This is a genomic window from Micromonospora sp. H61 (genome assembly GCF_018070325.1).
Taxonomy (GTDB): Bacteria; Actinomycetota; Actinomycetes; order Mycobacteriales; family Micromonosporaceae; genus Micromonospora; species Micromonospora salmantinae.
The window spans coordinates 1-14868 of sequence record NZ_JAGPXY010000069.1; the positions used below are offsets into that span (position 1 = coordinate 1).

Sequence of the window (14868 nt, forward strand, 5' to 3'; positions counted from 1 at the left end):
GTCCGCCGCTCAGCGGCGGACGGCGGCCGCACCCGACGATCAGTGGTCGTGGTTGTGCTCCGCCTCGTTGGCGGCGCGCAGGGCGTCGAGGGTGATCCCGTTGCCGGCCGAGTCCTTGATCGTGATCTTCTCCATGACGGCAGCGAGCGCCTTGCCCCGCCGCACGTCGCCGAAGACCGCTGCGGCCGCGCCGGAGCGCACCAGCTGGTCGTAGTACTGCTGCGGGGCCATCCCGGCGCGCTGCGCCCGGTGCACGATCTCGTGCCCGAACTCGTCGTCGGAGACCTGCACGTCCTCCGCGTCGGCGAGCGTGTCCAGCAGGAGCTGCACCTTGACGCCCTCGGTCGCCGCCTCGGTCAGCTCGGCGTCGATCTGCTCCTCGGTCTTGTCCTCGGCCGCGAGGTACTCCTCCATCGAGGCGCCGATCCGCTCCAGCTGGTCGACCATCGCCTGCTTGCGGCTCTCGACCTCCTCGCGGACGACACCCTCCGGGGCCGGGATGTCGGCGGCCTCGACGAGCTGGGCCAGGGCCTTGTCCCGAGCGGCGTAGATCTGCTCGACCTGCTTGCCCTGGGTGACCCGGGACCGCAGGTCGCCGCGCAGCTCCTCGATCGTGTCGAACTCGCTCGCCATCTGGGCGAACTCGTCGTTCAGCTCCGGCAGCTCCTTCTCCTTGACCGTGCGCACAGTCACCGCCACGTCGGCGTCCCGACCGGCGAAGTCGCCGCCGACCAGCTGGGTGGTGAAGGTGGTGTCGTCACCGGCGGCGAGGCCGACAACTGCCTCGTCCAGGCCCGGCAGGAGCTGCTTGCTGCCCACCTCGTGGGAGATGTTGCTCGCCTGGCCGCCCGGCACGTCCTCGCCGTCGACGGTGGCGTTCAGGTCGATCTGGACGTAGTCGCCCTCGGCGGCGGCCCGCTCGACGGTCTTGAGGGTCGCGAAACGCTCCCGCAGGTTCTTCACCTGCTCGTCGATCTCGCTCTCGTCGATCTGCAGCTCGTCGACGGTCACCTCGATGGTGCTCGCGTCCGGGATGGTGATCTCCGGGCGGACGTCGACCTCGGCCGTGAAGTTCAGCGAGTCACCGTCGTTGAACTCGGTGATCTCGACCTCCGGGCGCCCCAGCGTCTTCAGGTCGTGCTCGCGCACAGCGGCGAGGATGTTCTCCGGGATGGCCTCCTGGACCGCCTCGTTGAGGACGGTGCCCCGGCCCACCCGCTGGTCGATCACCGCGGTCGGCACCTTGCCCCGGCGGAAGCCCGGAACCTGGACCTGCGAACCGATCTCCCGGTACGCCTTCTTGAGGCTCGGCTCGAGCTCGACGAACGGCACCTCGATGGCGAGCCGCACGCGCGTCGGGCTCAGAGTCTCGACGGTGCTCTTCACAGGCGTACTCCTTGACGGATCTCAGTTGAGTCTGGGCGTGATTCAGCCCATCGAGTGTAGGCGAGCCGGCCTGACGCTCCGGCATCGCCCGGGGACCGCACTGGGCGGCACCCGGGGCGGCCCGGCCGCGGACGACAGTCGGGGTGGCGGGATTTGAACCCACGGCCCCTCGCTCCCAAAGCGAGTGCGCTACCAAGCTGCGCCACACCCCGTGGCGACGTGCAGTCTATGCCGTCGCCGCGCCTCAGTCGGTGCCGGGGCATGCCCCACCCGGACAGATCACCCGAAAATTACCATTCCGCTCCGCCCACGTGTCGCCGAGATCCCCAGGGCGCCGCCGCGTCGGCGGCGACGCGGTTACGCGTCGGGCGTCGACATTGGGTACGCTGTAGGCGCGTCCTGTTTCGGCGGGATGCACGCGGGCGTAGCTCAATGGTAGAGCTTCAGTCTTCCAAACTGACTACGCGAGTTCGATTCTCGTCGCCCGCTCCAACGCCCTCCGGCCCAGGTCGGAGGGCTCTTTGGTGTACAGGACTCGGCGCACGGGCCGCTGCGGTCCGCCCACCCGCCGGGATGCCGGGCGGTCGCTGCGGGCGTCGACACACAGCAGGGCCCAGGTGGACCGCACGGTGGCGGCACCTGGACCCACTCGGCGAGGCCGAGTCGCGTGTCACTTCAGGTGGAACCGTTCGTCGACAGTGAGAGCCGCCAACTGCGGCACGGAGAACGGCAGCTTCGTCAACGCCGGCCGGCTCTCGTCCAACCGCACGCCCTGCGCCACGAAGACCACCACACCGTCCGGGTGCCGGTACGCCGACCACTGGTCGAGCCGGTCGTCGCTGCCCGGTCGGACCACCACGCCGACCCGCAAAGCTCCGACGGTCTCGACCTGACACTCGCCCCGCATGCCCCAGAATTTCTGGGCCAGGTCGCACGGCTCGGTCGGCAGCTGGTTGCCGGCGGCGTGCACCTCGACGATCACGCGGCCGGTGCCCTCGCCCTGCGCGACGGCCACCGAGGACGAGTAACTCCACACGTCGACGCCGTCCACCTTGTCCTCGAACTGCGACTGGTGGGTCCGCAGCGTCCGCTCCTCGACGGACTGGCTCGACGGGTCCTCCGGCGCGGTGTAGCCGGAGGGTATGACCGAGACAGCCTCGCTGAGCAGGTGAGCTCCCTGTTCGTACCTGGACCCGGCCCGCGCGGTCCGGTCCTCCTGCGGTTGCCCGTCCGGCCCGGTCGGCCACGGCTCCTTGGTGTCCGGAGAAGCCAGCGGCCCCTGACCCGCCGGTTGGTAGACGTGGCCGCCCGGGGTGGCGACGGCCGCGAAGCCGGTGACGGCCAGCACGACAGCCGCCGATCCGAGGGACGCCCACAGCGCGCGTCGACGGAAGCGCGTCCGCCGTGCCGCGCCGAGCGCGGCTGTCGTACTCAATGGTGGTGGCGGGGTGGTCCCCGCCATCTCGCTGCGCAGCCCCTCGCGCAACTCCTGCTCGTTCATCGCTCCCCCATCTCGATCCCGCTGTACGTGGGGGTCAGGAGGCCGCGCAAGGTGTCGAGCCCGCGTGCCGCCTGGCTCTTCACCGTCCCTGGAGAACACTCCAGCAGCGCCGCGACGTCCTCGATCGACAGGTCCTCCCAGTACCGCAGAACCAGCACGGCCCGCTGACGCGGCGCCACCCGGGTCAGCGCCTGCAACAGCACCAGTCGGCTCTCCGGCGAGTCGGGCGGGGCCACCTGTTCGGCGTCCTCCCCACCCACCCGTTCACGCCGCCACCAGCCGCGGCGGCGCTCGTCGAGGAAGGTCCGGATCAGGATCCGGCGCACGTAGCTGTCGAGCACCTCGTGCCGGGAGATCCGGTTCCAGACCCGGTAGAGCTTGACGAACGTGGTCTGGACCAGGTCTTCGGCACGGTGCCAGTCGCCGCACAGCAGGTACGCGGTGCCGCGCATGGCACCGGACCGTGCCGCGAAGTACTCGGCGAACGCCTCGTCGCGATCGCTCATTCAGGCCTCCGATCCCCGTTTCGAGTTAGTCACGCGGGGTCTGCCCCAGGGGGTTGCTCCGGATCTCGCGGACATGTCACGGGATCAACGCCGGCAAGGGCGCGAAGGACGCCTTGACAGGTGTCGATCCGTGCACTGGTGTAAGGACCAAACACATCGACGTCCGTCACAGGAGGGCACATGATCGTCCGACGACGGTGGACAGCTGCCGCCACCACAGTGATCCTGTTCAGCGCAGTGTTGTCCCATCCCGCTTCCGGAACGGCCGCACCCGCCGACCCGGCCGCCCCGATCGCTCTGAGCGCCACCGAAACCGCAGTGGTCCGGGTCCAGCTGCGCGATCAGGCCCAGTTGGACCGGCTCGTCGCCACCAGCGCGGACCTGGCCAACCGGCCCCGGACGCGGGACGGCCGGATCATCGCCGACCTGGTGCTCAGCGGCGCGCAGCTCGGCGACCTGACCGCGCAGGGCGCGACGGCCCTGCAGATCGTGCAACGCGCCGGGGACGGCAACCGGCACTACGCCGACAGCGTCCGCGCGGCTCAGGCCCGCACCGCCGCCGGGCTGCGGGCGCCGGCCGCAGGCCAGCGGTCCACCGCCGCCACCGCGGTGGACACCCTCCAGGTGCAGCAGGCGTACTGGTGGACCACTACCGGACAGACCTTCCTGCAGGCCCAGGTGGCCACCACCGCCACCGACGACCCGGACGTGGAGATCACCGTCAGTTGGCGCACGGCGGACGGCGTCACCGGCTCGTTCCCGCTGTACCGGTTCGAGGACTCCGGCGAGTACCAGTACCACTACGCGCTCCCCCAGCCGGTGCCGAGCCGACCGGTTCAGCTGACCGCCACCTCCAGCCTCGGCGGGGTCAGCCGGGCGGTCACCCCGGCGCTCTGGCCGAACGCCTCGCCGCCGCCGCTTCCGGCCGGCTACCAGAAGGACTTCATCGACGCGTACCTGACGCCGGTGGACATCCAGGCGCGGATGAAGCGGCTGGCCCGCCAGTACCGGGACCTGGTGGACGTGATCGACCTGCCGAACAAGACCCAGGGATACCGACGCACCGCCGCCGGCTACCTGGGCGACCCGGCAGTGGCCGCCCTGGTCGTCGAGTCGGTCCGCTTCGGCGACCAGAACATGAACGGCGTACAGGTACGGACGGTCGACCCGGGCCGGGCCAACCGGCCACTGACCGTCGGCTACCGCGACCGTGTCCTCACCGTGTCACTGGCCACCGACACCGCGGGCAGGACGGTGAGCACCACCGACGAGGTCGCGGCGGCGATCAACGCCCGTCAACCGGACCGGTTCCGGGCCACCGTCGAGGACGGTTCGGCCGGGCTGCCGATGCCCGTCGCCGGCCCCACCCGACTCGACGACGGCCTCCAGGGCACCGAGGTGCCGGCACGGCCGTGGACGGTGCAGGCGCTGCGCCTCGGCGTACACCGGGACGGCTCCCGGGTCGGGGTGCTCGCGTACTCCCAGGAACACGCCCGGGAGTGGGCCACCCCGCTGGTGACGCTGGAGTTCGCCGAGCGGATGCTGGCCAACGCCCGGACCGACCCGGCCACCCGTGAGCTGCTGGAGCAGGTCGACATCTTCGTCATCCCGATGGTCAACCCGGACGGCGCGAACTACTCGTTCAACGACTTCAACTTCCAGCGCAAGAACCTCGTCAACCACTGCACCGGGGCGGCCCGCGACCCGAAGAACCGCACCTCGTGGGGCGTCGACATCAACCGCAACTACACCGTCGGGTCGTACTTCGACGGCTACGTGGGCGCCAGCGCCAACTGCCTGTCCGGCACCTACGCGGGCACCGCCGAACTGTCCGAGGCGGAGAGCGGCAACGTGATCGCCCTCGCTCAGGACCACCCGAACATCAAGTTCGCGATGAACGTGCACTCCTACGGCGGGTACTTCATGTGGCCGCCGGGGGCGTACCGGGCCGACGGCAGGGTCACCCTGCCGCGACCGTCGATCGACGAGTCGACGCTGTTCCTCAACAGCGCCCGGCGGATCGTCGGCGCCATCGCCCAGGAGCGCGGCACCGTCACCTGGCCGTCGCAGACCGGACCGGTCGCCGACGTTCTCTACTCGGCCGCCGGCAACTCGGCCGACCAGCTCTACTACGAGCTGGGCATCTTCGCCTGGGACTTCGAGGTCGGCAACGACCGGTGGAACCCGGCGACCAACCAGTGGGAGGGCGTCGGCTTCCAGCCGCCGTTCGACGAGGCGCACGGCGAATCCCAGGAGTACGCCGGCGGGCTGGTGGAAATGGTCCGGGTGGCCCGCGACTACGCCGCCGCCGAGGCGGCCGCCAGCTGACCCGCGGGTTCCGTACCGCCGCCGGCTGCCACCGGCGGCGGTACGGCCCATGACGCGCGACCCTGGGTGACGGACGGTAAGCCGATGGTGATCACAGACGTTGACGTGTTTTCATGTCAGCACGCCTGCGCCGACCCGGGACATCGATGACTGAGCAACCCGCACCTGATCACCTCGTTGTGGTCGACGTGTTGACGCAGGGTCTGAGCCACCTGCTACGCGACGAGGATCCGGAACTGGCCCGATGGATCGAGGAACTGGTCGCGACACTGAAGAGTCCCCGGCAGACGACGCTGGCCGGCTGGAACAGCTTCCTCGATCCCGGCGCCGACTCCAGCTGACCCGCTCGGAGTTCACCCGCCTGGCCGACGGCCAAGCTGGCCCGGCTGCCATCCGCGCTCTGCGGCGCGCGCAACGCAACCGCACGATGCTCGTCCTCAAGAGCCTCGCCGACACCGACGACGCCCTGGCGACGTCGGCGCACCTGCTCGGCCACGCCCACCGCCTCGACCCGGCCGCCGCGGACGTGCTGCTCGATCATCCGTGGCTGGCTGTCTGGGCGGTCGATCGGGTCCGGCGCGGCGCCACCGACCGACCCGACTACCTTCCGTTCGCGGCGCTCGCGGCGGCCGCCCTCAGCGGTCGGCCGGACGCGGCGGTGCCGGTCACGCCGCGTGCGGGCCTGGTGCCGGTGCCGGGCCTCGGGGTGTTGCGCCGACGCGGCACCACAACTGTGACGCCGGCCGACCTGACCGGGCGCCAGTGGACGCCCACCCGCTGGTGGCGCTTCACCGACCAGTCGGTCACCCTCGACCTCCGCGTCGACGACCTGGACCCCTACCGCGACTGCTTCGGGCTACCGGTCGCCGCCCGGCTCTCCACACCGCAGGCCGCGGAGCTGGAACGGTCCGTCGGGCACGCCTGGCACCTGCTCGTCGGGTACGCCCCGACGCACGCCGCCGAGGTGGCCGCCGGGATCAGCACCTTCGTACCGTTGGCGGACGGCACCGAGCGCGGGCACAGTGTCACGCACGCCGACGCCTTCGGAGCGTTGGCCGCCGACGCCAACCTCGACCCGGTGGATCTGGCCGTGACGATGGTGCACGAGCTGCAACACAGCAAACTCAACGCTGTCCTCGGCCTGGTCCAGCTGCACGAACCCGCCGACCCGGTGCGGTACTTCGCGCCCTGGCGTCCTGACCCGCGTCCGATCGGCGGGCTGCTGCACGGCACCTACGCGTTCACCGCCGTCGCCGAGGTGTGGGCCGCGCTGCGGGCCCATCCGGAACTGGCGGTCCAGGCCACCGCGCGGTTCGCTGTGGTACGGGCGCAGTTGGAGCGCGCCCTGGTCGAGCTCGCCCGGGCCGGAAGTCTCACCTCGGCCGGGCAGCTCTGGGCAGATCGCCTGGCCGGACGGATCGGCAGGCTGGCCGCCGTGCCGGTCCCGGCGTCCGTCGACGCCGCCGGGCGGCGGGAGGTGGCGGAGGCCGAGCGCGCCCACCGACCGACGATCACCACCGGATGAACCCCAGGCTCGGCACGACGGCCGCCGGTGGGCGAGGCGTCAGGTCAGCCCGACGGTCTCGATGTCGCACTCGATGCGCCGCTGACCCCGCGCGGCGTCCACTTCCGGGTGGTCCGGCCCGAACAACGCCTCCAGCGCCCCGGCGGCCTCGTCGAGCAGCTCGCGGCCCCGAGCCTCCTCGCCGACCTCGATCAGATCGACCGACGCGTTCACCGCACAGTAGAGCGTGTACGGATGCCCCGGCCCACGCAGGCGACGCGAATCCTCGAGGATCGTCTCGGAGAGCACCTGTGCCTGCTCCAGCCGGTGCGACCGGACCAGGTTGATCGCCTGCGCGGTGCGCGCGCTCAGCAGGTACGGATGGGTGGGCGGCAACGCCTCGCCCATCGCCTGCAAGGTGGCCGCGCCCAACTCCCGCGCCTCACGGTCGAAGTTGCGAGCCCGCAGGATCACCCCGAGGTTGACCGCAGCGCAGAGCGTGACCGGATGCCGCTCCCCGAAGACGGCGCGGAAGGTGGCGTGCCCCTGGGAGGCCAGGGCGTACGCCTGGGTCGCGTCGCCCGCCGCGCGCATGGCGTTGGCGCAGGTCATGCCCGCCTCCGCGGCCAGCACATGATCAGTCCCGAAGCGGCGGGTCACCAGCCGGTAGTTGGCCGCGCCCTCGGTCACGGCGGCGTCGAGCCGCCCGGTCTTGCGGAGGCAGGCGATGTGGATGCAGGTGGCGCGCAGCACTGTGAGGTGCTCCGCGCCCAGCAACGACCGCTGCACCGGCAGGGAGCTGTCCAGCAGTTCCAGCGCGTCGGCGTACCGGCCCAGGAGGTAGAGATCACGCGCCTGGGCCTCCTGGGCCAGCACCAGCGCGTAGGTGCCGTCCTCCGCCGCCGCACCGGCGTGCCGCGCCACTTCGAGGTTGAGTTCGTACGCCCCTTCGAAGTCACCGCTGAGGCGAAGGTTGATCGCCATCGAGTTCATCACCCGCAGCGTGCTCGGATGCCCGTCGCCGAGCACCCGGCGGTGCACGTCGAGGTTGCGCCGGTCCAGGTCGGCAGCGCCCGCGAAGTCGCCGATCCGCCGCAGATCCGCGCCGACGCTGTTCGCCGCACCCAGGGTGTACTCGTGTTCCTCGCCGAGGCTCGTCCGCATTCGCTCCAGCGCCTCGAGGCCGAACGCGGCCGCGCGCGGGTCGGCGAGCAGCCGCAGGGCGTCCGCGTACCGTCGCATCGCCAGCAGGGTCAGCGGATCGCCGCTGCGCTGGCCGTCCGGACCGGGCTGGTCCCAGGCCGCCAGGATCTCCTCCGCGAAGTCCCGACAGCCTTCGAAGTCACCCAGGTTGTAGATGTAGCGCAGCTGGTCCATCGCCGTCCGGCGGGCGTCGAGGTCACCGTGGATCAGACCGGCGACGCGGACGTGTGGCGCGATGTCGGCGTGGCGGGGCCAGGTGCTCCGGTCGTCGGGGAAACCCGGGTTGGCGGCGGCCAGCAGCCGGCGGGCGTTCGTCAGCGGGCTGTCGTCGCCCTGCTCGGCGAGCCCCTCCCGGATGACCGCCTGCACCAGTCGGTGCACCTGTACGTGCCGGCTGGCGTTGTCCGCCTTCGCGAGCCCGAGCGACGCCAGTTGCCGGATGGCCCGGGCGATGTCGTTGCGCTCCTGGAGGCTGGTGCGCAACGGTTCGTCCAAGCCGGCGCGGCGCCCCTCCCAGAGCAGGCGCATCGGGACCGGGTCGGGGCTGAGGAAGGCGAGTAGCTGGATCAGCTGCGCGGCGGCGGGATTCTGCTCGCGTACCGCGGCGAGCGCCATCGACACCACAGTCAACACGGTGCCCCGGTACTGCCGGGGTTGCCCCTCGCCCAGCAACTCCCGGGCGTGTTCCTTGAGGTCGACAAGGTATTCGTCGACCGACGACAGCATGGTGAGCAGCCAACTGACGGCCTGCTCCAGGGCGAGTGGCAGGTCGCCAAGTTCGGCGGCGAGCCGGCGGGCGTCGTCAGGGCTGGTCTCGGGACGCCGCTTGAGCAGCAGTTCCACGCTCTCGGCTCGGGTGAACACGTCGACGTCCAGGGTCAGTGCGCTCGCCGACCAGGCCATGTTCCGCGACGTGACGAGGACGTGGCCGCGTTCGCCGACGAGGTTCGACGAGGGCATGAGCGGAGCCAGCTCGTGCGGGTCGTCGGCGTTGTCGTAGACCAGCAGCCAACTGAGCGAACTCGTCGACAGCGAGTCGAGGACCGTCCGCACGGTCTGCTCCAGGCTGGCGCTCGCGGCCAGGCCGAGCCGCTCGCCGAGGGCCGCGATCGAGGTACGCAGCGCACTGAGATCCTCGGCGGGCATCCACCAGATCAGCTGGTAACGGTCCGCGTACCGGTAGGCGAACTCGACAGCGAGCTGGGTCTTGCCGACCCCACCGACACCGCGCAGCGCCGCTTCCGGCAGCACCGAGGCCCGGTGCTGTGCCGACAGAAGCTCGTCGAGCGCGACGAGCTGTTTCTCCCGGCCGGTGAAGTACAGGTTGCGCGGTGGGACGCCGCCCCGGATGAGAGTTCGGGATCGCTGGGGCGTCGTCTCCTCGATGATGATCGTCCTGCGCATGTCGGATTCAGGTTCCTCTCCACCGGCCTCGGCCGGTGCCGCCTGGTGCGGGGATCGTAGCGACGTCCAGTGCGCCTTCGCAGCCACGCGCATGTCGTCGAGGTCGGCGGTGGTGAGCCGCAGGGCCGCCGCGGCATCCCGCAACCACTGCTCGAACGGCTTGCCGTCCGACTCGAGGCCGGCGACGACCAGGCCCGCCAGCGCCACGGCGGCCGGGACCTGCCAGTCACCCACCGGTTGCCAGCCGACGGCCTCCACCAGGCCGGGCAGGTCCTCCGGTGACAGTGGATGATCCGCGACCGCCGCGACGGCTCCGGTCACCACCTCGGGCGGGACGTCCGTGAGCAACTGCGCGAGAAGCCAGGAAAGGTAGATCTGCTGGGCGGACGTGACCGCGCCGGCACCCGGGTGGAGGTTGCCGATCACCTGCAACAGCGTCGACATGCCCCGGGGCTCCTGCGCGCAGGCGCGCACGATGCGGTAGACGTCGTACCGGACCTCGGAGTGCCGGGGCACCGACAGTGGCTTGCGCAGCTCTCCCTCGACCTCGTCGAGGTAGAGGGCCCGGGTGTTCCCGTCGTTGATCGAACTCATCGACAGCAGCGCGTCGCAGATGGCCTGCACCTGAGCGCTCGGCATCCGGGGCGTCGTCACCGATTGTCCTCCGTACCCGTCAGCAGACCGAGGCTCTCGGCAAGGTCACGGAAGGCCCGCAGTGGCCTACTCGCCGGCCCTTCCGTCAACAGCAGGACGCGATAGAGAGCCGCGATCCCGTCCTCGTATTCTAAGCCCGTCCGAATCAGGCCGAACATGTCGAGACCCAATGGCCCGAATGGATTCACCATCCGACTGATGTGCGATGGCAGCGACTGAATGACCAATTGACGGCTGTCGGGGTGCCGGAGTACCGGGATTTCCTCCAGCAGTCGGGCCAACGCCATCTTTTGCGCGAATGAGAGCGGCGCGGGTGCCGGCCGGCGCGTCGCCCGGGCGACGGCCGCCAGCGGGCCGGACGGCAGCAGGGCAGGTGCCAGCAGGCCGGGCGGCAGCAGGGCACGCCACTGCCCCACCGGCAACATCCAGCCGACCAACTGCTGGCCGACGCTCGCGCGGGCCAGCACCATGCCCACCACGGCGCCGTCCGGCGCGTACACCCCGGAACCACTGAACCCCCTGTCGATTCCGGCAGTGGCAGGGGAGATTCGGTCGAGTTGACGCCATCCGGTGCCCGCGTCGACCGGACCGACGGCCCGCGCCAGCACCATGACGGACGCCGGGGTGTTGGCCGGAAAACCCACGATCCGCACGTCGAATTCGTCGTCGCCACGATCGGCAAGGGTGGCGGGGGCGGACGGCAGCGGTGTGGCGCAGCGCAGGACCGCCAGGTCGCCGTCGCCCGCCGGGCCGACACCCCGGGACCAGGTCACCTCGGCGGCGACCCGGGTGCCGGGGTGACTCGGTGTGTCGACGAGCACCCCGGGCGGGCTGGCCTCGGTGCCGTCATGGACGACATGCCAGCAGGTCAGCACCAGGTCACCGGTCAACTGAATGCCGGCGCCGACGACCGACGAGGAGTGGCCACCGAGTATCCGCACCCGGCCGGCGAGCGACCGGGTGCCGGTCATCCGTGCTCCGCCAACCACTCGACCAGGACGGCCGGCGGCCGACGGCCGGTGCTGCGGTCAGTCATGCGCGGCGTTCTCCTGCGGGGCGGCCCCGTCCTCAGCCGGCGACGGCAGCGCGGGGACGGGCGAGGTCCAGATCAGCTTGACCTTGAGGTGGCCCTGCGCGCTGGTGCGGGCGACGACGGCACCAGCCTCCGCGGTGAGGGTGACGCCGATCTCGACCTCCACCTGGTCGGGACGCACCGCCACTCCCCGGACCACGCCCAGCGCCGCGTCGAGCGCGGGTTTGACATGGGCCAGTGCCGTTTCCAGCGTCTGCCGGGCGGGGCGGATCCGGTCGAGCAGACCGACTCGTTCCAGATCGGTGCCGGCGTGCTCCTCGACGAGGAGGACACCCTGATCAGTCTCGAAACGAAGGAGATCCGCCACGTGACAAATTCTCGCCGAAAGATCGTTCGGAATTGGTGTCAGATCACTGACAGGAGTCATTGCGTGCACCCTGCGCCGACACGGAACACATCTGCTTGCCATCACCACTGCGGCCTGTCAGCCTGACGCAATGCAGGACACGGCGACCTTCCAGGATCTGCTCCGCGAAGGCGCCGACGCATCAGTGGACGGTTGGGACTTCTCCTGGTTCGACGGCCGCGCGACCGAACAGCGGCCGTCCTGGGGTTATCTGAAGCTCATGGCGGCCCAGATGAGGGTGGCCCGCGCCGCACTGGACATCCAGACCGGCGGCGGCGAGGTGCTCTCCGAGGTGCCGGCGTTCCCACCGGTGACCGTGGCCACCGAACACTGGCCGCCCAACCTCCGATTGGCCCGACGCGCGCTCGAACCGCGCGGAGTGCGGGTGGTCGACGTTGCCGAAGACGCTCCGTTCCCGTTTCCCGACGAGACGTTCGACCTGGTCGTGAGCCGGCATCCCAACGTCGTGCTCTGGGACGAGATCGCGCGGGTGCTGACTCCCGGCGGGCGGTACCTGGCCCAGCAGATCGGCCCCGGTTCGAACCGGGAGCTGGCCCAGTTCCTCACCGGTCCCCGCGAGATCAGTGACGAACGCAGCCCGGCCCGCGCCGCCGCCGACGCGCGAGCCGCCGGCCTGGTCATCGACGAGCTGCGGCACGAAGCGCTGCCGACCACCTTCAACGACGTGGCAGCGGTGGTGCACTTCCTCCGCAAGGTCATCTGGACGGTGCCGGACTTCACCGTGGACCGCTACCGGGCCCGGCTCGCCGATCTGCACGACCACATCCGCCACCACGGTCCGTTCGTGGCCCACGCCCAGCGCATCCTGGTCCGGGCGCACAAGCCCGAGCACTGAGCGAACGCGCCGGCGCCGCTGGCCGGATGTCGACCGTTTCCGCCTGGCGCCTGGCGGGTAGGGCCCGTCCATGGACACGAACACCACTGCCCACCTGGTGGGCGGCCCCCGAGACGGCAGCACCCACGAGACCGGCAACGAGGCACTCGTCGAGGTGGAGATCGACGGCCTGATGCACCGCTACATCAAGACCACCAAGCAGCACGACGATGGTGGACCGCTCTACAACTACGACGGGGCGGTCGCCCCGGACGGCGGCGAGCCCGGCGTCGAGGATCCGGCCGCCCGGGTCGCGTCGCCCCGAGCCGACGCCGAGGGGCACGGCGGCACCCACTGACCGCCGCACCATCGGGATCACGCAAGCCCACGAACGAGGTACCGGTCGGAGCGGCAGGCCACGGATGAACCGCGGCCGGCCGGGTAAGCAGCGACCTTGCCTGGTGGGGAGACGACCGGGTGCACGGGTGGGCGGTCCTGGACCGGCCCGCCCGTGCACGCCCGGTCAGTTCGAGGAGATCCAGTTCCAGGCCGAGACGACCCACTCGGTCTGCTGGAGCCACGCCACCCCGAGGCCGACGAGGAACACCGCCGTCGCCAGGTGCGCACCTCGGGCGCTGCGCCGGACCCGGCCCAGCTGCCGCTCCAGCACCACCCGGCCGACCAGCCGGAACAGGGCGAACAGGCCGACCGCCACCAGCAGGCTGAGCACCAGCACCAGCAGCGGGCCGCTCAGGTCACCCTGGCCCGACAGCGCCCAGATCCCCCAACACACGAACGCGAAAAGGCCTGCCGCGGCGCTCCACTCACCGCCGCGCCGCAGCTGCGCCATCCGCGAGCTGAGCGAGCGGCGGGGCACCGGTTCGCCGGGCCAACCGGTGCCGGTCGGCTCCTGCTCGACCACCGGGAACGGCTCCGTCCGCGGAGTGCGAGGCTCACCCACCGGAGCGACCCCCCGGCGGAACCCGTCACGCTGCGGCGGCACCCCGACGCCGGCCTGCGGTGGCACCTCCACGGTCCGCTCCGCCCACGGCTGCGTCTGGTCTGCCATCTCGTCCTCCCCCTGACCGACGGCAACAGCACCGCCTTGATTCGAGGGTAGCCAGCCGGCAAATCGGTCGCCGACCCCGGCCGGGACGCGCGGCCCACGACGGTGCCGGATCGAACCCCGCCAGGGTACGGTCGGCTGATGGGTGACCCCGACCGACGACGGCGACGGCTGCGCCACCACTCCGACACCGAGCCGGCCAGACCGGGTGCGGACGGCCCGACGGTCAGCACGCCGGGCGTGCACGACGGTGACGAGCCGCCGCCGCGACGCAGGAACACGGGCGGCGACGAGCGCGACGGCGAGCGGGGGCTGCGCGGATTGGTCGGTTCCGGCTCGTCCCAGGTGGGGCTGAGCGCCGCGCTACGGGCCCGGGACGCGGCCCGTCCCACCGACGACGACCTGGCCGAGGCGGAAGCCCGGGTGGTGGTCGTCCGGCGAAACTGGGTGCCCCGCGAGGAGCTGCCCCGCTCGCCGCGCTGAGCGCCGCCCAGTCAGGGCAGGTCCGGCAGCTTCCGGGTCCGCTCGTACTCGGCCACCTGGGCGATCCGACGAGCGTGCCGCTCGTTGCCGGAGAACGGCGTGTTCAGGAACGCCTCGACGATGCCGGTCGCCTCGTCCAGCGTGTGCTGGCGGGCACCGATGGCGACCACGTTCGCGTCGTTGTGCTGGCGGGCCAGCTGAGCGGTCTCGACGCTCCAGGCCAAGGCGGCGCGGACGCCGACGACCTTGTTCGCGGCGATCTGCTCACCGTTGCCGGAGCCACCGATGACCACTCCGAGGCCCGTCTCGTCGGCCACCACCTGGTCGCCTGTGTGCAGGCAGAACGTGGGGTAGTCGTCGTCCGGGTCGTAGTTGTGCGGGCCGACGTCGACCACGTCGTAGCCCTGCATGGCCAGGTGGTTGGCCAGGTGCACCTTCAACTCGAAACCGGCGTGATCGGATCCCAGGTAGACGCGCATACCGGGCAGTCTGTCAGGCCGCGCTCGGGGACGTCACAGGGGCGGCGTCCCCGAGCCGGGTTCGTCACACGGTCGTGAGG

Annotated in this window: 14 protein-coding genes and 2 tRNA genes; 7 read left to right on the forward strand and 9 right to left on the reverse strand. The window is 71.1% G+C overall.

Annotated features, from left to right (window positions below):
• Positions 1 to 39: 39 nt before the first annotated feature.
• Complete coding sequence (tig, locus tag KBX08_RS26305; RefSeq protein ID WP_145789660.1) at positions 40 to 1386, reverse strand: trigger factor; 1347 nt, start codon at positions 1384 to 1386, stop codon at positions 40 to 42.
• A 138-nt stretch (positions 1387 to 1524) separates the two neighbouring features.
• Positions 1525 to 1598: transfer RNA gene (locus tag KBX08_RS26310), tRNA-Pro, on the reverse strand.
• A gap of 206 nt (positions 1599 to 1804) precedes the next feature.
• Between KBX08_RS26310 and KBX08_RS26315 the strand changes: the two genes are divergently transcribed.
• Positions 1805 to 1878, forward strand: a tRNA-Gly gene (locus tag KBX08_RS26315).
• A gap of 178 nt (positions 1879 to 2056) precedes the next feature.
• On the opposite strand, the gene KBX08_RS26320 is transcribed toward KBX08_RS26315, so the two are convergent.
• Both KBX08_RS26320 and KBX08_RS26325 read right to left on the reverse strand, forming a co-directional pair.
• Positions 2057 to 2887 (reverse strand): hypothetical protein, encoded by an 831-nt coding sequence (locus KBX08_RS26320; RefSeq protein ID WP_210786041.1) that lies wholly within the window; start codon positions 2885 to 2887, stop codon positions 2057 to 2059.
• On the reverse strand, positions 2884 to 3393 hold the full coding sequence (locus KBX08_RS26325) for a SigE family RNA polymerase sigma factor (protein WP_210786042.1): 510 nt from the start codon (positions 3391 to 3393) through the stop codon (positions 2884 to 2886). Before KBX08_RS26325 ends, KBX08_RS26320 begins: the two co-directional genes overlap by 4 nt.
• A gap of 180 nt (positions 3394 to 3573) precedes the next feature.
• Here KBX08_RS26325 and KBX08_RS26330 point away from each other — a divergent pair, with 180 nt between their 5' ends.
• The 3 genes from KBX08_RS26330 to KBX08_RS26340 all read left to right on the forward strand — a co-directional run bounded on the left by KBX08_RS26330 (position 3574) and on the right by KBX08_RS26340 (position 7246).
• Positions 3574 to 5721, forward strand: coding sequence for a M14 family zinc carboxypeptidase (locus KBX08_RS26330; protein WP_210786043.1), 2148 nt, complete (start codon positions 3574 to 3576; stop codon positions 5719 to 5721).
• A gap of 146 nt (positions 5722 to 5867) precedes the next feature.
• Positions 5868 to 6062 (forward strand): hypothetical protein, encoded by a 195-nt coding sequence (locus tag KBX08_RS26335; protein WP_146765853.1) that lies wholly within the window; start codon positions 5868 to 5870, stop codon positions 6060 to 6062.
• Between the two features lie 86 nt (positions 6063 to 6148).
• Entirely contained in the window at positions 6149 to 7246 is a 1098-nt protein-coding gene (locus KBX08_RS26340; protein WP_247670092.1) for an HEXXH motif-containing putative peptide modification protein, read from the forward strand.
• 39 nt (positions 7247 to 7285) lie between these two features.
• Here KBX08_RS26340 and fxsT read toward each other — a convergent pair whose 3' ends face one another.
• The 3 genes from fxsT to KBX08_RS26355 are packed head-to-tail and all read right to left on the reverse strand — an operon-like array spanning position 7286 to position 11946.
• Positions 7286 to 10486, reverse strand: coding sequence for an FxSxx-COOH system tetratricopeptide repeat protein (gene fxsT / locus KBX08_RS26345; protein ID WP_210786045.1), 3201 nt, complete (start codon positions 10484 to 10486; stop codon positions 7286 to 7288).
• Positions 10483 to 11457 carry a trypsin-like peptidase domain-containing protein gene (locus KBX08_RS26350; RefSeq protein WP_210786046.1) on the reverse strand — a complete coding sequence of 325 codons (975 nt, stop codon included), beginning with the start codon at positions 11455 to 11457 and terminating at the stop codon, positions 10483 to 10485. The genes fxsT and KBX08_RS26350 overlap by 4 nt, the downstream gene beginning before the upstream one ends.
• Before the next feature lie 57 nt (positions 11458 to 11514).
• Positions 11515 to 11946: a CU044_2847 family protein gene (locus tag KBX08_RS26355; protein ID WP_210786047.1), complete on the reverse strand. Its 432-nt coding sequence runs from the start codon at positions 11944 to 11946 to the stop codon at positions 11515 to 11517.
• Positions 11947 to 12016: 70 nt separating this feature from the next.
• Here KBX08_RS26355 and KBX08_RS26360 point away from each other — a divergent pair, with 70 nt between their 5' ends.
• Both KBX08_RS26360 and KBX08_RS26365 read left to right on the forward strand, forming a co-directional pair.
• The gene (locus KBX08_RS26360) at positions 12017 to 12781 is read left to right on the forward strand and encodes a class I SAM-dependent methyltransferase (RefSeq protein WP_210786048.1); all 765 of its coding nucleotides are present in this window, start codon (positions 12017 to 12019) and stop codon (positions 12779 to 12781) included.
• Positions 12782 to 12851: 70 nt separating this feature from the next.
• The gene (locus KBX08_RS26365; RefSeq protein WP_210786049.1) at positions 12852 to 13118 is read left to right on the forward strand and encodes a hypothetical protein; all 267 of its coding nucleotides are present in this window, start codon (positions 12852 to 12854) and stop codon (positions 13116 to 13118) included.
• 165 nt (positions 13119 to 13283) lie between these two features.
• Here KBX08_RS26365 and KBX08_RS26370 read toward each other — a convergent pair whose 3' ends face one another.
• Positions 13284 to 13829, reverse strand: coding sequence for a hypothetical protein (locus KBX08_RS26370; RefSeq protein ID WP_112623012.1), 546 nt, complete (start codon positions 13827 to 13829; stop codon positions 13284 to 13286).
• A gap of 138 nt (positions 13830 to 13967) precedes the next feature.
• Here KBX08_RS26370 and KBX08_RS26375 point away from each other — a divergent pair, with 138 nt between their 5' ends.
• Entirely contained in the window at positions 13968 to 14309 is a 342-nt protein-coding gene (locus KBX08_RS26375) for a hypothetical protein (RefSeq protein WP_210786050.1), read from the forward strand.
• Positions 14310 to 14320: 11 nt separating this feature from the next.
• On the opposite strand, the gene KBX08_RS26380 is transcribed toward KBX08_RS26375, so the two are convergent.
• On the reverse strand, positions 14321 to 14788 hold the full coding sequence (locus KBX08_RS26380; RefSeq protein ID WP_210786051.1) for a ribose-5-phosphate isomerase: 468 nt from the start codon (positions 14786 to 14788) through the stop codon (positions 14321 to 14323).
• Between the last annotated feature and the right edge of the window lie 80 nt (positions 14789 to 14868).